Source organism: Helicobacter valdiviensis (genome assembly GCF_003245365.1).
In the GTDB taxonomy this organism is placed as follows: Bacteria; Campylobacterota; Campylobacteria; order Campylobacterales; family Helicobacteraceae; genus Helicobacter_D; species Helicobacter_D valdiviensis.
The window spans coordinates 59549-79830 of the sequence record NZ_NBIU01000006.1 but is presented as its reverse complement, the minus strand read 5'-3'; the positions used below and the strand labels follow the sequence as shown (position 1 = coordinate 79830).

At 32.8% G+C, this 20282-nt stretch carries 20 protein-coding genes and 4 tRNA genes; 6 read left to right on the top strand and 18 right to left on the bottom strand.

Annotated elements, in window-relative coordinates; genetic code table 11:
* From B6S12_RS03600 to hisD, 9 genes are all read right to left on the bottom strand, one after another.
* Positions 1-1045 (bottom strand): cache domain-containing protein (locus B6S12_RS03600; RefSeq protein WP_181450942.1); only part of this gene is annotated, 1045 nt, incomplete at its 3' end.
* Between the two features lie 128 nt (positions 1046-1173).
* On the bottom strand, positions 1174-2115 hold the full coding sequence (gene hemC, locus B6S12_RS03595; protein ID WP_111229442.1) for a hydroxymethylbilane synthase: 942 nt from the start codon (positions 2113-2115) through the stop codon (positions 1174-1176).
* Complete coding sequence (locus B6S12_RS03590) at positions 2108-2518, bottom strand: FxsA family protein (RefSeq protein ID WP_111229441.1); 411 nt, start codon at positions 2516-2518, stop codon at positions 2108-2110. Before B6S12_RS03590 ends, hemC begins: the two co-directional genes overlap by 8 nt.
* Complete coding sequence (locus B6S12_RS03585; RefSeq protein ID WP_111229440.1) at positions 2518-4263, bottom strand: proline--tRNA ligase; 1746 nt, start codon at positions 4261-4263, stop codon at positions 2518-2520. Before B6S12_RS03585 ends, B6S12_RS03590 begins: the two co-directional genes overlap by 1 nt.
* Positions 4264-4275: 12 nt before the next feature.
* Positions 4276-5601, bottom strand: a complete 1326-nt coding sequence (hemA, locus tag B6S12_RS03580) for a glutamyl-tRNA reductase (RefSeq protein ID WP_111229439.1) — start codon at positions 5599-5601, stop codon at positions 4276-4278.
* Positions 5601-6521 (bottom strand): polyprenyl synthetase family protein, encoded by a 921-nt coding sequence (locus B6S12_RS03575; protein ID WP_111229438.1) that lies wholly within the window; start codon positions 6519-6521, stop codon positions 5601-5603. Before B6S12_RS03575 ends, hemA begins: the two co-directional genes overlap by 1 nt.
* Positions 6499-6936 carry a hypothetical protein gene (locus B6S12_RS03570; RefSeq protein ID WP_111229437.1) on the bottom strand — a complete coding sequence of 146 codons (438 nt, stop codon included), beginning with the start codon at positions 6934-6936 and terminating at the stop codon, positions 6499-6501. Before B6S12_RS03570 ends, B6S12_RS03575 begins: the two co-directional genes overlap by 23 nt.
* Before the next feature lie 2 nt (positions 6937-6938).
* Positions 6939-7205, bottom strand: coding sequence for a DUF2018 family protein (locus B6S12_RS03565; protein WP_111229436.1), 267 nt, complete (start codon positions 7203-7205; stop codon positions 6939-6941).
* 9 nt (positions 7206-7214) lie between these two features.
* Positions 7215-8510, bottom strand: a complete 1296-nt coding sequence (gene hisD / locus B6S12_RS03560; RefSeq protein ID WP_111229447.1) for a histidinol dehydrogenase — start codon at positions 8508-8510, stop codon at positions 7215-7217.
* Positions 8511-8685: 175 nt separating this feature from the next.
* Between hisD and B6S12_RS03555 the strand changes: the two genes are divergently transcribed.
* Positions 8686-9846 carry an MFS transporter gene (locus B6S12_RS03555; protein WP_111229446.1) on the top strand — a complete coding sequence of 387 codons (1161 nt, stop codon included), beginning with the start codon at positions 8686-8688 and terminating at the stop codon, positions 9844-9846.
* A gap of 23 nt (positions 9847-9869) precedes the next feature.
* On the opposite strand, the gene B6S12_RS03550 is transcribed toward B6S12_RS03555, so the two are convergent.
* The 4 genes from B6S12_RS03550 to B6S12_RS03535 all read right to left on the bottom strand — a co-directional run bounded on the left by B6S12_RS03550 (position 9870) and on the right by B6S12_RS03535 (position 14829).
* Positions 9870-11207 carry an anaerobic C4-dicarboxylate transporter gene (locus tag B6S12_RS03550; protein ID WP_111229435.1) on the bottom strand — a complete coding sequence of 446 codons (1338 nt, stop codon included), beginning with the start codon at positions 11205-11207 and terminating at the stop codon, positions 9870-9872.
* Positions 11208-11225: 18 nt separating this feature from the next.
* On the bottom strand, positions 11226-12638 hold the full coding sequence (locus tag B6S12_RS03545; protein WP_111229434.1) for an aspartate ammonia-lyase: 1413 nt from the start codon (positions 12636-12638) through the stop codon (positions 11226-11228).
* 133 nt (positions 12639-12771) lie between these two features.
* Positions 12772-14133: an MATE family efflux transporter gene (locus tag B6S12_RS03540; RefSeq protein WP_111229433.1), complete on the bottom strand. Its 1362-nt coding sequence runs from the start codon at positions 14131-14133 to the stop codon at positions 12772-12774.
* 9 nt (positions 14134-14142) lie between these two features.
* Positions 14143-14829: a uroporphyrinogen-III synthase gene (locus B6S12_RS03535; protein WP_111229432.1), complete on the bottom strand. Its 687-nt coding sequence runs from the start codon at positions 14827-14829 to the stop codon at positions 14143-14145.
* A gap of 36 nt (positions 14830-14865) precedes the next feature.
* On the opposite strand from B6S12_RS03535, the gene B6S12_RS03530 reads away from it, so the two are divergent.
* Entirely contained in the window at positions 14866-15192 is a 327-nt protein-coding gene (locus tag B6S12_RS03530) for a rhodanese-like domain-containing protein (RefSeq protein WP_111229431.1), read from the top strand.
* 767 nt (positions 15193-15959) lie between these two features.
* Here the strand turns inward: B6S12_RS03530 and B6S12_RS03525 are convergent.
* The 5 genes from B6S12_RS03525 to B6S12_RS03505 form a co-directional block, all read right to left on the bottom strand.
* Positions 15960-16036: transfer RNA gene (locus tag B6S12_RS03525), tRNA-Asp, on the bottom strand.
* Positions 16037-16041: 5 nt separating this feature from the next.
* Positions 16042-16117: transfer RNA gene (locus B6S12_RS03520), tRNA-Val, on the bottom strand.
* Between the two features lie 29 nt (positions 16118-16146).
* Positions 16147-16221: transfer RNA gene (locus tag B6S12_RS03515), tRNA-Glu, on the bottom strand.
* Positions 16222-16234: 13 nt separating this feature from the next.
* A tRNA-Lys gene (locus B6S12_RS03510) sits at positions 16235-16310 on the bottom strand.
* Between the two features lie 49 nt (positions 16311-16359).
* Complete coding sequence (locus B6S12_RS03505) at positions 16360-17094, bottom strand: CinA family protein (protein WP_111229430.1); 735 nt, start codon at positions 17092-17094, stop codon at positions 16360-16362.
* Between the two features lie 105 nt (positions 17095-17199).
* On the opposite strand from B6S12_RS03505, the gene ppk2 reads away from it, so the two are divergent.
* From ppk2 to B6S12_RS03485, 4 genes are read left to right on the top strand one after another with little or no spacing between them, the layout of a single operon-like run.
* Positions 17200-18066: a polyphosphate kinase 2 gene (gene ppk2, locus B6S12_RS03500; protein ID WP_111229429.1), complete on the top strand. Its 867-nt coding sequence runs from the start codon at positions 17200-17202 to the stop codon at positions 18064-18066.
* On the top strand, positions 18067-18588 hold the full coding sequence (locus tag B6S12_RS03495; protein ID WP_111229428.1) for a glycosyltransferase family 9 protein: 522 nt from the start codon (positions 18067-18069) through the stop codon (positions 18586-18588). It begins immediately after the preceding gene.
* Positions 18515-19102 (top strand): glycosyltransferase family protein, encoded by a 588-nt coding sequence (locus tag B6S12_RS03490; RefSeq protein WP_181450941.1) that lies wholly within the window; start codon positions 18515-18517, stop codon positions 19100-19102. Before B6S12_RS03495 ends, B6S12_RS03490 begins: the two co-directional genes overlap by 74 nt.
* The gene (locus B6S12_RS03485) at positions 19099-20253 is read left to right on the top strand and encodes a glycosyltransferase family 8 protein (protein WP_111229426.1); all 1155 of its coding nucleotides are present in this window, start codon (positions 19099-19101) and stop codon (positions 20251-20253) included. Before B6S12_RS03490 ends, B6S12_RS03485 begins: the two co-directional genes overlap by 4 nt.
* The last annotated feature ends 29 nt before the right edge of the window (positions 20254-20282 follow it).

Here is a 20282-nt window from a genome sequence, read left to right as displayed (position 1 = left end):
TAATAGGCTTAGGAGCATTTTTGCTTTCATGGTTTAGGTAGGAGAAGAAACCTGATAAGCCATTTTGGATAGAGGAGAGGGGTTTTAAAAGATGAGAGATTACAAAGTATAAAAGAATAATGCTTGCAATACTTGTAAAGATTACAATAGTAGCTTGTATCCAAGCTATTTTTACAATAGGTGCTTCAATATCGTCAATAGATTCTGCTATACATACACTATATGCAGAAGCTTTAGAACAAATTACAAATCTTTCTTCTCCATCATCTCTAGTATAATAAAAGGGTTCATAATCTTTATGAGATTTAAAGAGTTCTGAAACAGTTTTAATAGCGGGATTAATTTCTCCTTCTTTACCTCCAATAAGAGTAGGATCATTAGAAGCAAAAACTTGAGTGTTAGCATCAAAGGCAAAGACGCGACCTGGGGTTGTTTTAATTTGCTCTTGTAATGTGCTTGATAAAACATCTATTCCAAGAATACCTACAAGCTTATTTTCTTTATAGATTGGCATAGCATAAGTGAATACATGCTCTCCTGAAGCGGCATCTATATACGAATCGCTAGTATAAATCTTGCCATCTTCTAATTTTGAAGCCTCTTGATACCAACTTCTTGTTCTTGCATCATAATTTTGCTTTTTGCCAAATACCATGCTATGTGCATTAATCGCATCTGAAGAGTCATTGCTTACAACAATCTCTCCGCTAGGATGTGCAATATAAACACCTAAAAGCCCTAAAGAATTTCTCACTTCATATAAAGCATTATCAAATTCTGCTTGAATACTTTCAATAGAATTAAATACACCAATATCTTTTTGGGTTAAAATACTATCTTTAATTCTTACAATAATACCTTGATTGCCTTTGTCAAAATTCACTACCAATGCATTAGCTGTTCTAATGTAATTAGTTTCTTCCTCAATAGCTTCATCTAACACCACTTGTTTAACATATATAAAAGTCACAATTCCCAAAATCAATAGACAAACAATAGCTATAAAATTGGCAATTAATGAAACTTTAATCTTAATGCTATTCATTTCTTACTCCTCTAAAGATTGATCACAATAGAAATTACAATTCTATTTATGTTTAAGCAAAAAATTTTATCATAGCCATTCTTTAAAGTAACTTTAATATTTACTTTTATTTTACTATTTAAGTTTAATTAAATATTAAAATCCCATTGCTGTGCTTCTTGTAAAATCTCCTTTGCACCTTGAGCGATAAAAACCTCTGCCAACTCTTCTCCCAAGGCCTTGGCATCTTGCAATTTTACAACTTTCCCTTCCAAATTATTTTTTAGTATTTTTTTGCCATTAGGCAAGCCCAAAATTGCTCTTAATTGGATTTTTCCTTCTTCATAATTTGCATTAACACCAATAGGCACTTGACAACCACCTTCTAGCGTTTTTACAAATTCTCTCTCACAACTTGTTTCAAAAAGGGCTTTAGTATCGTTTAAAAACTCTAGCTTTTTTACCACTTCACTTTCTAGCTTACACTCAATTCCTAATGCTGCTTGCCCCATAGCTGGTATCATAAAATCAAGCGGGGTGATATGATTTACTTCTTTTGCTAAATTCAAACGATTAACGCCCGCTTGTGCTAAAATAATCGCATCAAACTCTCCATCTTTTAATCTTTTTAGGCGTGTTTGGACATTACCTCTTAAGCTTAGGCAATCTAAATCCTCCCTCAAAGCATTAATTTGCATTACGCGTCTTAGCGAAGTTGTGCCTACTTTTGCCCCCTTTGGAAGCTCTTCTAGACTTTTATATTTGTAACTTAAGAAACTATCTCTTATATCCTCTCTTTTAGTAATGGCTGCAAGCCCTAAACCCTCCACAAATTCTACAGGGACATCCTTTAAGCTATGCACAGCAATATCTATTTCTTCTTGCAACAACATTTCCTCTAGCTCTTTTGTAAAAAGCCCTTTACCGCCAATTTTAGCCAAAGGAACATCTAAAATTTTATCACCCTTAGTTTTGATGATTTTTAATTCTACTTTTATGTCTTTATAGTGTGCTTCTAACTTTTCTTTAATATAATTTGCCTGCCAAAGTGCCAAAACACTCCCTCTTGTGCCTATGATGATCTTATTCACTTTTATCCTTTGTGATAACCTCAACATCAATAATTTCTTGATGTGTGCTATTATTATGGGTATTTTTATGTTTTACAAATGGCTTTACCATAATAAAACCCAACGAGCTAAATTGCATTAAAATCCCTAAAATATCTGTAAATCCTCCTGGCAAAATCAATAAAATTGCCCCCAAAATTCTAAAAATATTAGAGCCTACAAAAGCTTCATGGCTTATTTCTCTACTTCTTAGTTTGCCTAACGCTTCTCCAAAGAAAACCCTAAAATTCATCAAAATAAAAAACCCTAAAAATGCACTCAAAACAATTTCCAAAAAGAAGCCAAAAACCCCTATAATTTCTATAATCTCATAACTTACCAAAACTTCAATAAAAATATAGACTAAAAGCAAAATCAAAGGCATTAAGCAATCCTAGCACAAATTGTTTGTATTAGCGTCTCAAAATCACTAATATCTAGCTTTTCTTTTTGCAAATCTTTTCTAGCAACAAGTTCTACAAAGCCTTCATTAAGACTCTTTCCTACTACAAGCGCATAAGGAAAACCAATAAGCTCAAAATCCGCCATTTTAGCCCCATAGCGTTCATCTCTGTCATCAAAAATACACTCAATACCCAAAGAGAGTAATTTCTCATAAATCTTAGTGGCAAATTCCATTTGTGTAGCATCTTTTAAATTAGAAACAATCAAATCTATACTAAAAGGGGCTGTATTTTTACTCCAAATCATGCCTTTTTCATCGTGGTGTTGTTCTATAATTGTTGCTACAAGTCTTGAAACTCCTATGCCATAGCAACCCATAATAAAAGGCTGTGCTTTACCTAACTCATCTAAGAAAGTTGCGCCTAAAGCTTTGGAATATTTTGTGCCTAATTGAAAAATATGCCCCGCTTCAATACCCTTTGTAAAGTACAATTTCCCTTCTTTGCCACTTTTGGCACACTCTTGGCACAAATCTCCCTCTTGCACTTCTATCAAGTCTTTAAATTCTAAATTAGAGAATGTCCCCAAATCCACTCCTACAAAGTGGTAATCTGGCTCATTTGCTCCACAAATTAGCCCTTTAGCGTCTTTTAATTCTTCATCAAAATAAATATAAGGTGAATTGCTAAGATTTCTCAAACCATAAGGTCCAATAAACCCCGCATATAATCCTAAGCTTTCTAATTCTTCTTTGCTTAAATCTACAAGTTCATTAGCACCCTCACAACAATTAAGAGCTTTGGTTAAATTAAGTGTATCACATCCCCTTATAAAGAAAAAGGCAATTTGTGTTTTCCCTCCATCAAAAATGGCCTTTTTAGCAACTGCTTTTAGTGTCCAATAAGAATCAATTTTAAAAAACTCACTTAAAAGCTCAATGCTCGTAATATTTGGCGTTTTAAATTTAGCAAAATCTGCTTGTGGAGCTTCAGCATTTGGAAGTTTTACAGCTCTTTTGGCTGCTTCTAAATTTGCAGCATAGGAGCATTTATCACACACGCAAATAGTATCCTCCCCACTATTTGCCAAAACCATAAACTCTTTACTTCCACTTCCACCAATCGCACCACTATCTGCCCATACAGCCCTAAAATCTAGCCCAAGTTCGCTAAAAATATTGCTATAAGTTTGCTCCATTAAATCAAATTCTCTTTTTAAATCCTCTTGTGAGCTATGGAAGCTATATCCATCTTTCATTAAAAATTCTCTACCCCTCATAAGCCCAAAACGCGGTCTAATTTCATCTCTAAATTTAAGATTAATTTGATAAAGGTGGATTGGGAGCTGTTTATAACTTTTGATTTTTGATTTTACAAGTTCAGTAATTACCTCTTCATGTGTAGGCCCTAGCACAAAATCGTTTTCTTTTCTGTCTTTAAAACGCAAAAGTTCTTTACCATAGCGTTCATACCTACCACTATTTTGCCACAAACTTGCAGGAGTTACAAACCCTAAGCTTACTTCATTAGCACCCGCTTTATCCATATTATTTTTAATAATTGTTTTAATTTTGTCTAAAACGCGTTTTCCCAAAGGAAGAAAATTATAAATTCCGCTACCAATTTGCTCAATAAAACCACCTCTTACTAAATACTCATGGCTCTTTAGTGTAGCATCTTTTGGAGCTTCTTTTAAAGTATGGATAAAAAACTTTGAAAATCTCATTTTATTTCCTTATTAGCAATGTTTATTAGACTTTTCTTCTATATGTTCGCATTTGTATTTTTCTGCCATTTTAGGATCATCTCCACCAAATAAAAACCGCACAGATTCAACAATGCTATCCCCTTTTGGTGTATTTGCGACATTTTTTAGCGAAATGGTAAATTGGTGCAAAAAAGCATTAAAGGCATTATGCAATGTTTTTTCTATATTTTTTTCGTATTCTTTTGGCAAAAATCCTTTAGAAATTCCTCTTTGCAATTCTTTAAGTGCTGAATCTTTTGCAAGTTGCCTTATATTTTTAATAATAGGATCTACATTTAAACTTTGAAGCCAATCAAAAAATTCTTGGGTAAAACGCCCAACAATTCCATAAGCAATTCTTGCTTGTTCTTCTCTAATTGCTAAATTCTTTTTCACAATATCTTGCAAATCATCTACTGCAAAAATTTTAATTTTTGGATCTTGAATTTCTTCTATATCGCGAGGGACTGCCAAATCAAACCAAAAGCGCTCCATAGATGAAGCTTCTAGCATATCTTTTGTAATAATGCTATGTGGAGCACCTGTTGCACTAAAGATTAGAGGAATTTGATTAATGAGTTTTGCAATGTTTTTAAAACTATCTACATGCAAACTTGCATTTTCTACATCTTGTTTAAGTTCTTTAGAGAGTGTATTAGCCTTATCAATATCACGATTGGTTAAAATTACCTTTGCACCTGCATTTAAAAGATGTTTAGCACAAAGCGTGCTCATTTCCCCAGCACCAATTACTAAAGCTTCTCTATCTTTTAAAGTTCCTAAAATCTCTTTTGCCTTACTGACAGCTACAGAGGCTACCGATACGGCATTTTTGGAAATATTTGTGCTATTTCTAACACTTGCAGCACATCTAAAAGCAAAATGGATAGCACGCGAAAGCTCCAAACCACAGCAACCAAGATCATAAGAAAACTTAAACGCATTTTTAAGCTGTCCTGAAATCTGTGTTTCTCCAATAACCAAACTATCTAGCGAACTTGCTACGCTAAAAAGATGATGGATTGCGGCAATATCTTCATAAAAATCTGCATGTTCTTGCAATTTATCTGCACCAATCCTAGAATAATCGCTAAGTTTAGAGAGAATATATTCTTGTGCTTTTTGAGGATTGCTTGCATTTAAAATAAACTCTATGCGGTTACAGGTAGAGAGGATTAGTGCCTCTTCTATAAATTTGTTCTCTACAATTTCTTTTAAAAATACACCACTTGCTGGATTTTTAGGATCTAGGGCTAATCTTTCACGCAAGGAAATATCAGTATTTTTATGTGAATAACTTAAGATACAATAACTCATCAAAACTCTCTGTCAATCATTTGTTGCATAATTTGTGTAAGTTTATCGCAATTTTTATTGTAAATAGCTTCAATTCCACTTTTGCCTAAATTTTTTGCCAAATCCATACTTTTTTTAATCGCACCACTTTCTTGCAAAGAAGTTTGTAGCCATATTTTATCCTCTAAACTAAGTTCTTTTTTAAAGAGGGATTTTAGCTTTTCTTGCTGATAAGAATCAAGTGTTTTATAAAGATAAATAATTGGCAATGTTGTCTTACCTTCTTTAAAATCACTCAATGCTGGTTTGCCTAAAGTTTTTTCATCTTGGGTGAGATCTAAAATATCATCTACAATTTGAAAAGCAACCCCTAAATTCCTCCCATATAATTTAAAGCAATTTACCTCATCTTCATTGTATCCTGCTAAAATAGCGGCAGCAGTTGCACTTGCCTCAATCAAGCTTGCTGTTTTGTATTCTATCATTTTAAGATATTTTTCTTCATCTTCATTAAAGCTTTCTCCTAGTGCTACATCCATAATTTCTCCAATAGCAAGCGTGCTAACCGCACTAGATACAATTTGAGGAATTTTTGGAAAAGTAGTGGAAAATTGCGTCAATTCACAAAAAGCTTTAGAATAAAGCACATCACCAAGCATAATAGCATTTTTATCTCCACTTAACGCATTAAGCGAGGGTTTGTTGCGGCGCACTAAGGAATTATCAATCACATCATCATGCAAAAGTGAAGCATTTTGTATCATTTCAATAATAGCACAAAGCAAAATACTCTCTTGATTAGTTTTTGCAATATTTAAAATAAGTTTGCTTCTTAGCATTTTGCCACTTTGTAGATGGCTAGCCATTTGCAAAACCAAAGGAGAATCCAACTCCCTTAAAAGCTCATTCATTTTTTGTTTAATTTGATCCAAAGCCTCCATTTGGCACTTTCCTTTCATCAATAATATTAAAATCTCTATTGCCCCCATAAATATAAAATTTTAAAGTAGCAATATCTACAACCCTTTGATAATCTTTAAAACACAGCATAAAATAGGGTTCTTCACTATAATATTTCTGCTCTGCTTTAAAGAGTGGGATTTTATAACAAGAGCGTTGGTAATCTCTATAAAGGACAAATTGGTGCGGAAAATAATCATAATTTAAATGCACTACAAGCCCTTCATTTTTCAATAAAGTCCAACGAAAATATAAAGTCTTTTGCGATTCTCCTGCTTGAAAACTTAAAAGATAGAACTCATCTTTTTGAAGCTCTAACATTCTTTGTGCTTTCCATTCAGGAGGTGCAAAAGCTAAAGAAATAAAAATACTTAATAAAAATACTATTCTAAGCAAAATTACTCATTTTGACTTAAAATTTTTCCCATAGAACTTATAGCAATATTTTGTTTGCATTTATGAATTTCTTCTGCATTTTCTTCACTTTTTAAAAGATATTCTAGTTCTTCTTCCCAAGTTTCTCCTAGGCGTTTTTCAAGCAAAATTTCCAAACTTGCCATACGCTCTAGCATATCCAAAAGCTCTTTTTGAGCCAAACCTCTACTTGCATTAAAAATAATCTCTAGCCATTTATCTTGTGGCAATCCTTCAAAAATGTGTTCCATAACTTTCCTTTAAATTTTATTTAATCTTGTTAAAACCGAATTCTTATGTGCCTCTAACCCCTCACTATGTGCCAAAACGCTACAAGACTCTCCAAGCTCTAAAATAGCTTGTTTAGAAAAAGAGATTAAAGAACTCTTTTTCATAAAATGCTCCACATTAAGGGGTGAGAAAAATTTTGCACTCCCACCAGTTGGAAGTGTATGGTTAGGCCCTGCTATGTAATCTCCAATAGGCTCTGGTGTATTTTCTCCTATGAAAATTGCACCTGCATTTTTAATTTTTGGCAAAACTTCTAGAGGATTTTCTACTAAAAGTTCAAGGTGTTCTGGAGCAATCTCATTCATCAAAAAAATCGCTTCTTCTAAATCTTTTGCAACAATAATTGCACCCCTCTCATCAATAGAGGCTCTAGCGATTTTTTCTCTTTGCATTGTAGGCAAAATCTCATAAATTTGCGTTTTAACAACTTGAGCTAAATCCTTATTGGTTGTAATTAAAATAGAACTTGCCATTTCATCATGTTCTGCTTGTGAGAGCAAATCCCAAGCTAAATATTTTGCATTAGTATAATTTTGCGCCAAAATTCCTATCTCACTAGGCCCTGCAATCATATCAATATTTACCTCTCCAAAAACAAGCTTTTTGGCTGTGGCTACATAAATATTCCCAGGTCCGCTAATCACATCTACCTTTTTGCAATCTTCCACGCCATAAGCCAAAAGAGCGATTGCACTTGCTCCACCTACTTTATAAACCTCTTTTACTTGACACAAATGCATTGCAGCAAGTAAAAGATGATTAGGCTCGTTATTTGGAGTAGGAGTGCAAACCACTATTTCTTTCACTCCTGCAACAAGTGCAGGAATAGCATTCATTAAAAGCGAACTAGGATAAGCCGCTTTCCCTCCTGGAATATATAAACCCGCTCTTTGAACAGGCTGGATAATCTGCCCTAAAATGCTTCCATTTTCTTCAAAATCTAGCCAAGTTTTTGGCTTTTGCTTAGAATGAAAAGCATAGATTCTTTTATAAGCGATATTCAATGCTTCTTTTAAAGAAGGCTCTAAATTTTCATAAGCTTCTTTTAATTCATTTGCAGAAATCTTAAAATCTTCAAAACTTTTAGCTTCCCATTTATCAAAACGCTTAATATGCTCTTTTAAAGCTTCTACGCCTTGTTGTTTTACATCTTCTAAAAGCTCTTTTACACGCATTTCAACGCTATTTATATCCATTTTTCCACGCATAAGGAGTTTTGCAAATTCATCTTTAAAATTTGTATCTTGAGTGTTTAAAATATTCATTTTTTGCATCTTTTTTCCTTAAAACAATTCCTTGCATTTTAACTACTTAATGTTTAATTTAAATTTATTTTATTCATTTCTATTTATTAAAGTATTAAATTCTTTAAATTCACCACATTTTAAAGCCTTTGTAAAAAATTTGGAGTAAAATCGCAAATTTTAAGGAGTTCTTTTGATTAAATTACACAAAGATAAAATTTTTTGGCTTAATTTCTTAATTGTTGTTAGCATAGCTTTTAACCTAAGAGCACCTATTACTTCTATTGGCCCCATGATTGAGGGCTTAAAATTGCATTTTGATTTAAGTAGCGCACAAGCGGGTTTTTTAAACACACTTCCATTGCTTGCATTTGGAAGCATTTCTTTTGTTGTAGCATACTTTTCACTTATCCGTGCAATGGGCGTTTGTTTGCTTTTGCTTTTAATAGGAGAACTTTTGCGTCCATTTGGGGTTTATGGTTTATATATAGGAGCACTTCTTATAGGAGTTGGAATTTCCATAGCTAATGTGCTTTTACCTATTTTTATCAAAAGTAAATTTCCACATAAAACTTCACAAATGATGGGAGTTTATAGCTTTTTGCTTAGTTTTTCTTCTATTGTAGGAATTGCACTTTCTTTGCCACTTTTAAGAACTTTTGGCATTTCTTATGCTTTGCTTTTTTGGTTTTTGTTTGCATTTTTGGCTTTGGTGATTTATAGTCCCTATCTTAAAAATGGTAGATTTTTTAGAATAAAGCCAAAAACCCAAAACAATATCTGCATTTTTAAAAACATTACCGCATGGAAAATCACTCTTTTTATGGGGATTCAAAGTTTTATCGCCTATGCACTTTTTACTTGGTATGCACAAATTATCGCACAAAAGGGCTATGGGGAAGATTATGGTGCTAATATTGTATTGTTAGCACAATGTATAGGTATTCCTATATCTTTATTTGCCCCTATTTTATTAGGAAGATTAAAAGAGAGCTTTAGAGGAGTTTATATTTTAATGCTTTGCAGTTTGTATGTGATAGGCTTTAGCCTTTTACTTTTTTTTGACAGTAAAATTATGCTAATTTTAAGTGCAATTCCTATTGGTATTGCTTGGGCTGGGGTTTTTGGGATTGCTTTATTGTTTATTTCGCTTAAAAGCTCTAGTGTGCAAGTGGCTGCTAAGCTTTCTTCTATGGCACAAGGATTTGGCTATCTTTTAGCTTCGCTTTCGCCCTTTAGTATTGGCTTTTTGTATGATTGTTTTTCTAATTTTAAACTTTCTATTATTCTTTTAATAATTGCAGGGATATTAGTAACTATTATGGCTTATCTTGCTTATAAAAGTAAGCCCATTTAAAGCCTTGCCCCAAAGGGCAAAGACTAAAAGAATGATACAGCTAAAAATCCTAGTGCGACAGCAATTACAATCGCTAAAACACCTGGAATAAAGAATGCGTGGTTAAAAATAAACTTACCAATTCTTGTTGTTCCTGTATCGTCCATTTGCACTGCACCTAAAAGCGTAGGATAAGTTGGAAGCACAAAAAGTGCAGAAACTGCAGCAAAACAAGCAACAAGCATATAAGAATCGCCTGGATTTGTAGCAGAAATCCCTAATGCTGATACAATAACTGGAGTAATTGCTTTTGCAGTGGCTGCTTGAGAGTATAAAAGCATACTTGCAAAGAAAAACGCTACTGCAAGCATTGCTGGAGTTTGCTTAACCCATTCACCTGCTATTTCTTTAATAGCAGCTTCATGTCCTGCAACAAATGTATTTCCAAGCCAAGCTACACCAAATACACATACACAAGCAGTCATACCGCTTTTAAATACGCTTGTATCAAGGATTTTAGCAGGTTCAACTTTGCAAAACCAAGTGATTAAAAGTGCAGCTGTTAAAAGGAAACTCATAATAGCAGCATCTCTAGGGATAATCACAGGATCAATCCACTTAATATTGCTTGAAATTGCAGTTGCATAGAATACTACGCAAAGCACAGTAACTAGGAAGATTCCAACAGATAGCTTAGCACCTGGCTTATCTTCAGCATTTAAAATTTCACCTGGATCTTTTACGAGTCCTTTTGCTAATCTTTCTTGATATACTGGATCTTTGCTTAAATCAAGCGGAGTGATAAGGCTAACAATAAAAGCCGTAACCATACAAGCAACAAATGTTGTTACAATCCAAATACCAATAAGCGTAGGATAGTTCCAACCATATTTTTCAAGCTCACCACTCATAAATACAACAGCAGCAGATACTGGAGAAGCTGTAATTCCAATTTGTGAAGAAACAACCATTAAAGAAAGTGGAGCAGATGGCTTAATGTTTTGAGATTTAGCAACATCTACAACAACTGGCATTAATGAAAACACTGCATTTCCTGTCCCTGCAAAGATTGTTAAAAGCCAACCACAAGCTGGAGAAAGATAATTAATATATTTTGGATGAGCACGGAGTAGTTTTTCTGTAACCCTAACCATATAATCCAAACCACCTGCTTGTTGCATTGCAGAAATTGCAGCAATAGCAGCAGCAATGATCAAAATAACATCCCAAGGAATATTACCTGGTGCCATTCCTAAAGCAAGCCCTAAGATTACAACACCTATACCACCTGCATAACCAATAGCTATGCCTCCAAGGCGGATACCAATAAAAATGGCACCCAAAAATACAATAAGCTGTAAGATTAATTCTACTATTTCCATATAACCCCCTTACTTCGCTTATGCTTTTCTTTTTTCTGTCATTTGAGGATTTAACATATTCTTAGGATCTAGGATTTTATCAATTTCCTCTTTTGGTAAATATCCTCTCTCTAAACAAATATCCCCAACAGACTTACCTGTCTCTAGTGCTTCTTTAGCAATGCTAGCTGATTTTTCATAACCAATTACTGGGTTAAATGCAGTAACAATACCAATAGAATTTAGCACAGATTGTTTGCAAGCCTCTGCATTTGCAGTTAAATGCTTAATAGCTTTTTGCGCTAAAGTTTTCATTGCATTTTCTAATACAATAATAGAATTAAAGAGTGCATAAGCAATTCCTGGTTCAAATGCGTTTAATTCAAACTCACCTCTTTCAGAGCAGAGCATAATAGTTACATCATTTCCGATTACTTCATAGCAAGCCTCGCCTACTGCTTCACAAATTACTGGATTCACCTTTCCTGGCATAATAGAGCTTCCTGGTTGCATTTTAGGAAGATTAATTTCGCCCAAACCACATCTAGGACCTGAATTCATAAGTCTTAAGTCATTTGCAATTTTTGATAGTCTAACTGCTGCAGTTTTTAAAGCTCCACTTACTGCTACAAAATCTGCAGTATCTTGAGTAGCTGCTATTAAATCTTCTGCTGGTTTAAATTCAACCCCTGTAATTTCTTTTAATCTTTTTTCTACAATCACTTTATAATCTGGGTGGCAGTTAATTCCTGTCCCAATTGCAGTAGCACCTAAATTTAGTGTTTCCATAACACTTCTTGCATATTTTAGCTTTTCAATATCGCTTTTAATATAGCTTGCAAAAGCATTAAATGTATTACCCAAAGTTGTAGGAACAGCATCTTCAAGCTCTGTTCTACCCATTTTGATAATATCTTTATATTCTTTTGCCTTGATTAAAAGTTCATCTTTTAACTCCTCCATAGCTTTTAGCAAATCGCCTAGTTTTGCATGTGTTGCTACTTTAATAGAGCTTGGATAAGTATCGTTTGTTGATTGCCCCAAATTTGTATGATCATTTGGATGAAGATATTGATATTCACCTTTTTTGTGCCCCATACTCTCTAATGCAATATTAGTTAAAACTTCATTCACATTCATATTTGTTGAAGTTCCTGCTCCTCCTTGAATCATATCCACAACAAATTGATCAATAAATTCCCCTGCAATTAATCTATCGCAAGCCTTAACTAATGCATCAGCTTTATCTGCGTCTAAAACGCCTACTTCTTTATTAGCAAGTGCAGCTGCTTTTTTAACTTGAGCAAAAGCTTTAATAAAAAATGGATAATCTTTTAATCTTCTACCACTCATATGAAAGTTTTCTAATGCTCTAAAAGTTTGCACCCCATAATACACTTCATCAGATATCTCTAATTCTCCAATGAAATCATGCTCTTTTCTTGTTCCCATAGGACTCTCCTTGTTTTGAAATTACATTAAAGTTTAAGCCTTGTGAATTGTTCTTTGACTTTGAACTCTAATGTAACAATGTTACTCCTAAAAAAATTATAATAAGCTTATATTCTTTTAATAATAAAAATATTTAATAAAGATGTGATTTGTCTTTAAGTATTCCTTTCTTAAATTCATAGAAAATTACAATGCAACTTACAAGCGTTGCACATAAGATGCCTAGGGGATAAGAATACAAAACACCAAAAAATCCAAATATATTTGGCAATATATTTACAAAAATTAAAGCAAACAATAAAGTGTAGGAAAAAGTAATAATAAAGGAACTCAGTGTCCTTTGGATACTTTGAAAAAAAATCGCACTCACAATATTAATCCCAAAAAGCAAATATCCTAAAAAGTAGATTTTCATCGCTTCTTGTATCTCTAATGCTAGATTAGGATCACGCAAAGCAATATCCCCTTTTAAAAATAATGGAATGATAAAAGGACTAAAAGCATAAAAGATGCCATACAATGCCACTCCACTCACAAACCCAAAAAACAATCCAAATTTAAAAATACCCTTAACACGCTCCATTTCTTTAGCCCCAAAATTAAAACTAGAAATAGGTTGGATTCCTTGTGCAACGGAGAGCAAAATTGTAAAAGGGATAATCCCAATATACATCAAAACACTATAAATAGATAATCCCCTATCTCCAGAAATTCCACCTATAATGTGGTTAAAAATTAACATCATAATACTTACACTAATTTCGGAGCTACTTTGCGGGATTCCATTTTTGGTTGCCATCAAAAGTGCGTAAATATCAAATGCCTTAATTAAATATAAATTTCCTTTTTTTCTTAGAAAATATTGCAGCAAAATTAACATTCCAATTCCATGCCCTAAAACTGTAGCTAAGGCACTTCCACTAAGTCCCCACTCAAAAACAAAGATAAATAAATAATTTAAAATCACATTCATAACAGAACCCACAATCATCGCCACCATCGCTAAAATAGATTGCCTATCATTAATAGCAAAAATATCTAACATAGGATGAAGAACGATAATAAAGGAACCTAGAAAAATAACCTCTGTATATTCCTTCACTAAAGGCAAAAGATTTGCACTCGCACCAAGATAAAGGGCAATACTATCGCTAAAATAATACAAAATTCCTCCACCCAAAATGCCACTAATGGATGCAAAATAAAATACGGAGCTAAAAATAATCCTTGCACGATGTGGTTTATTTCTACCTAAAAAATAAGAACTCATAGCAGCAGCCCCTACACCAAAAAGAAGCTCAAAAGCTATCAAAATGGGAAAAATCGGCCAAGCAATTCCAATGGCAGCTATAGCATCTTCTCCTAATTTTTTACCTACAAAAATTCCATCAATCGTGGAATATGTAGAAAGAGCCAACATAGCAATCAGTGAAGGCAAAAAATAAGAAAAAAATAATTTAGGAAGGGGCGCTCTTTTTAAATCTAATTTTGGCATAAATTTTCCTTATAATATTATTAGTTTTTGTGCAAATTCTAAAGAACTTTGCATTTGTGGTTGAGGAGAGAGATGAATTTTAGCCTCCTCTCCTAATAATTTTTTAGCACATTTTAATGTGGTTGTCCCAATACATACACATTGATAACTAAAATCCCAAGCGAAATTTTGCAAAAATGCTTTGCAATATGAAGGAGCACTAAAGAGAATTATAGAATTTTTAGCAGGTTTTAGCTTTTCTTTTTCTTCTTTTTTTAACTCTAATGTGCAAGTTTCATACAAAATACTTTCTTCTAATTTGATTTGGAAGTTTTTTAAGTCTTCTTTGAGAGTGGAAGCCACAACTTTTGCACGAATAAAAAGCGGACTTTTATGCATAAGATTTTCTTTTAACTCGTAAGAAAAACCTGCTCCATAGCCACTTTTTCCCACAAAAAAGGGTGCGAATCCAAGATTTAGCAAAACTTTAGCACTTGCAGAACTTAGCACATATGAAGGCAGTTTTAAAGCATTTTCATTAGCATTCCTTAAAGCTAAAATTGCATTTTTAGAAGTGAAAATAAGACAATCGCATTTTGCTAGTTTTTCTTCTAGTTCAAAATCCTCCAAAAAATGTGTTTTTATGAGAGCTAGAGGCATAGCATCCAATAATTTTTGTTGATTGTTTTGATTTGTGATATAATAGACTTTTTCCATAAATAGATTTTACCAATTTTTAAATGAAAGAACAAAATGTATATCAAAAATAAAAGTTTAGCCACTCCTTTAAAACCACAAGGATTAAATCCGCAAGAATTTATCGTAATTGATTTAAGAAGTCATGGATATTTTCTAATAAGCCACATAAAAGATGCACTTAATATCGAATCTTTTAACCGAATCCACTTTATTGCACAAGAAAACAAGGATAAAAAAATCCTTCTTTATTGCCACAGTGGTGCAACGGCTGCAGAATTTGGCACAAAACTAGTAGAGCAAGGACATCAAAATATTTATTATTTAGATAGCAATTATTTTGAATTAGAAAAAAACAAAGTTCCTATGGAGCATTCTTCCTAAAAGTTTTAAAAACTTGCTTTAATAAATTAGAGATTTTTTAAAACACAATAGCTTTAATTCATCTTTATAACCGCATTTAAATTTTAAGCAACTACAAGATTTATAACAATCTTGTCCTATAAAACATCAATCTTTTGCATTTACTTTTTGCAAAACAAAAACAGCACAAACCTTAATCAATCTCTTCTATTAATTTACAAGACATCTTTTTAAATCTACTTTACTAAGCTTAAATTTTATTTTTAGCAACAATAATTATTTAAATTAGAAAAAACAAAGTTCCTATTAGAATTTTTTAGACTTAATATAAAAACAAACCTTATTGCTAGAAGATTTTAAATCTCAAAAAAAACTCTATCCTGCTTCACCTTACTTCAAATTATCCCTCCTCTGCTATTTAAAAATATATTCTCTTCTAAAGCATTTATTTCCTTATAATCAATACAAAAACAACTATAAAATATTCTGCTTAAATATTCATTCCTATAAACCAACACTATTACAATAAATATTATCTAAATAATGAAAAATCTACTTATCCATAAGATACTGCCATAATTTTTCAAATTGAGTGCAAAATATCTATCCCAAGCTTCATAATAAAATGTCTTTGCCTCTAAATCAAGTAAAACTAAAACTTTAATGAATCAAAAATGCACCATATTGCAAAAATTTTAATTTCTAGTTACCCAAAAGCAATAATCACTTAATATCTATATACAAAACATCAAAAACTATAAAAGGGATATTTTATCTTTTAAGAAGAGTGGCGGAGCGGACGGGGCTCGAACCCGCGACCCCCTGCGTGACAGGCAGGTATTCTAACCAACTGAACTACCGCTCCAATAGTGGTGGTCGCTATAAGACTCGAACTTATGACATCCACCTTGTAAGGGTGGCGCTCTACCAACTGAGCTAAGCGACCATTAAAAACATTGAAAGGATTAATAAAAGTGGTGACTCCTAGGGGATTCGAACCCCTGTAGCCACCGTGAAAGGGTGGTATCCTAACCGTTAGATGAAGGAGCCACTTTTATTTGAGTGGTGACCCGCGTTGGATTCGAACCAACGGCCCATTCCTTAAAAGGGAATTGCTCTACCAACTGAGCTAGCGGGTCGTTTAAAAACAAAAACGAGCCGTAATTATAGCCACTAAATTTTAAAAAGTCAATAGTTATTATAAAAAAGTTTCAAAAAAAGTAAAAATCCATAAATGCAAGTCTTTTTTTGGATGCTATTTCTCTCTCCTTTTAAAAACACTCTTTCTATAATACAATTGCCTAAACTATCCATAGCCCCTATAAAAATTGTCCCTACTGGTTTTTGAGCACTCCCTCCACTAGGTCCTGCTATACCACTTGTAGCTATAGCATAATCTGCACCACTTAATTTGAGAGAACCTTGAAGCATTTCTCTTACTACCTCTTCACTCACTGCCCCAAATTTTTCCAAATTCTCTTTTGAAACTTCAAGCCACGCCTCCTTTATAGAATTTGCATAGCTTATCACTCCACCCTCATAAACCTCACTTGCCCCTCCTTCTTTGGTTAAAAAATAAGCTAAAAGTCCTCCCGTGCAACTTTCTGCGGTAGTAATTTTGCGTTGTGTTCTTTTTAATAATTCAATAATTTCCTTACTTAAATTTTTTGCAAGAAAAATTTTAGATTGAAAAAAATACTGCACTTCATTGCAAAAAGTGTCTAAATCCTCTCCTCTTGCTATTAAAATCTCAATACCTTCTTCTTGAAAATAAATTTCTAAAGCACTATTTGTCTTTAATGCAATATTTTGCAAAAGTAGCATTGCACTCTGTGCATCAAGCCCCAAAAGATACAAAAAAATCTCCCCCTCTTTGGATTTGGCTTCAAAAAGATTTTCGTATTTCAAAAATAAATCATTCATAATCTCTCCTTTTCTTAATGTATCTTTATCTAATAATATGGTAGGATAACTTAGCTATTTTAAAGCTTATAATTTGAACAATAAAGTTAATTTTGGAGGAAAATCATGGGAAAAACATTAGTTGTTAGACCAGAAGATGAAAAACCTGGAGAAGTTTATAATCAAAAAGGTAAATTAAACAAAAAATTTTATGAAAAAGAGATAGAAAAGCTTCAAATTGAGCTTATCAAATTGCAAAATTGGGTTAAAAAATACCAAAAAAAGGTTATTGTCATCTTAGAAGGGCGCGATGCTGCAGGAAAAGGTGGGACAATTAAAGCTTTGCGAGAACATCTAAATCCACGAGGTGCTAGAGTAGTAGCATTACAAAAACCAAGCGATGTAGAAAAAACACAGTGGTATTTTCAACGCTACATTGATGAACTTCCAAATGGTGGAGAAATTGTGTTTTTTGATAGGAGCTGGTATAACCGTGCCGGCGTTGAACGCGTAATGAATTTTTGTAGCAACGAACAATATAAAGAATTTATCTTGCAAGTTTCCCACTTAGAACAAATGCTAATTGAAAGTGGATATATTTTGTTTAAATTTTTCTTAGATGTTGGGAGAGAAGAGCAAAGAAAAAGAATTGAAAGTCGCAAAGATGAACCCCTAAAACGCTGGAAATTAAGCCCTATTGATGAGCTTAGCTTAAATTTATGGGACGAATACACAGAAGCATTTGAAAAAATGTTTTCACGCACACACACACCTTTTGCTCCTTGGCTCATTGTGGATTCTAATGACAAAAAACGCGCAAGGATAAATCTAGCTAGAATCTTGCTTTCAAAAATTGATTATGAAGATAAAGATGCACAAAATGTCTGCCTTTTAGCAGATCCTGGGATTGTAAGCTATTATTCAAGCATAAGAGCATTCTCCAAAGAAGAAAATGAAACCAAAAAGAAAAAGAAAAAAGATAAGGACAAATAAATGAAATTAGAAGAAGTTAAACATATTGGCTTTGAAAGATTGCATACCCAAGTGGGAGACAGTGTAATCGCCATTAAAGGACTTTATGCTTTAAGAAAGCTTTATCCAAAGGCAAAAATTACTGCATTTGTCAGCCAAACTGCTTACCAACTTTACAAAACCCTAAATATTGTAGATGAGTTTATAATAATGTCAAAAGATGAGGCAAAAGAAGGTAGATTGCAACAAGAACTCACAAAAAGAAATTTAGATGTATTACTTTTATTGCACCGCACATCCTCTCTTATTAAAATTGCAAAGCTTGCTAAAATAAAATGCGTAATCACTGAATTACATATGCATAATCTCTTCTCACCCCATTTTAAATCACCTATGATGATGGTTTCTTATTTCGTGCATGGAAGCGAGAAAATCTTAAGACTCGTTAGACAAATCAATACAAATCATTATGATGCTAACATTAAAAACATCAATTTTGCTGGGGGGGGGGGCAAAAATAAAGCCCTATTTGCAAAATATTGAATTTATTGACTTATTTTTTAACAAAATAGAAGCAAAAAATTACCAAAAAATTATAGGAATTAATCCTTTTGGTAGCTCTATGGATTACACTTTCAAACTAGAAGACTGGATAAAATTAGCCAAAAATCTAGCAAATGCTTTCCCAAAATATTTATTTATTTTCACCAATTTTCAATCAAATCCCATTCAATTAGAAGAATTTGTCGCTCCCAATCTTTGCACTTTTATCAACAATGAAGATTTACTAAATTTGGTAGAAATTACAGGAAGATTTGACTTGCTTTTAAGTATGAATACTGGAAATATCCATATTGCTGATAATCTACAAATCCCCACAATCTCTCTTAATAAGAAAAAAGAAAGAATTAATTGTGTAGGTGGGAGTTATGGTGGAGAATTTATCCCTATAATTTTGCCTAAAAATTGGAAGGAAAATTATTCTAAATACTATGAAGAATTTTACGCAAAAGCCTTAAGCTATATAGAAAAACTTGAAAATAAGGAGAGTTTATGAACTTTAATATCATTCTTAGTGCTGATGAGAATTACATTAAATACGCAAGTGTATTAATCTATAGCATTCTTAAAAATATAGATAAAACTAAGACTTTTAAAGATTTTAGCTCTAAAAGTTGGGGGGGGGGGGGGCAAGAAAGCCTTGTTTTTCATATTTTAAGCGATTTTATCTCTAAAGAGAACACAAAAAAGCTAGAAAAGCTTGAAGATTCGTTAAATCTTATTTTTCCCACACAAATAAAAATCCACAAAGTAAAAAATGATATTTTTGAAGGACTGCCTACATTAGGGGGCAACTATGTAACATATTATCGCCTTTTATTTTTTGATTTTGCAAAAGATTTTATCACTAAAGATTTACAAGGATGTTTGTATTTAGATGTAGATATGCTGGTATTATGCGATATTAGAGAGATTTTTGCACTTTCTTTAGATAAGGCTTTAGGAGCGGTTAAAGATTTTGGACGCTATGGGGGAAGAATCCTAAAAGGAACTAAAAACATTAAGCTAGATAAAAGCTATTTCAATAGTGGATTTTTACTCATAGATACAAAATATTGGGAAGAGCAAGATTGCAAAAACAAAGCATTCAAAATTGCTTGTGATTATGATTTAAAATTCCATGATCAAGATATTTTAAATGTGCTTTTTATGCATAATTACACAGAAATTTCCTTTGCCTATGATTTTATTGTTCAAGCTTTTGGTGCTAGTGTATGCAAAGATGAGCATAGACATTTTAATATCCCTCTTACAAGAAAAGAATTTACTTTGCTAGAGCAAAATCCAAAAATTTTGCATTATTGTGGAGAAAAGCCTTGGAGTAAGGGAGAGATTAGCTATACTAACACACAAGGAATAAGTGTTACAAAACTTTGGTGGGACAAAGCTAAAGAAGTGCCTTATTTTAATGTAGTTTTAAAAATTCCAAAAAGCGATTCAACACCCCATAATTTAGGGTATTTTATTTTACAAGATTTTAAATATTTTGGAATCTTAAAGCGGATTATTCAAATAAAATCTATAGATATATCTTCAATCCCTTTTTATAAAAATGACAAAAATGCAAATTATGCCTATGAATTAGGAAATTCTATTCTAAGATTAAAAACAAAAGCCTTTATTAGTGTTTATTGTAAGAATTTTTAGAGTGTTTTTGAGATTAAAAAGAATTATAG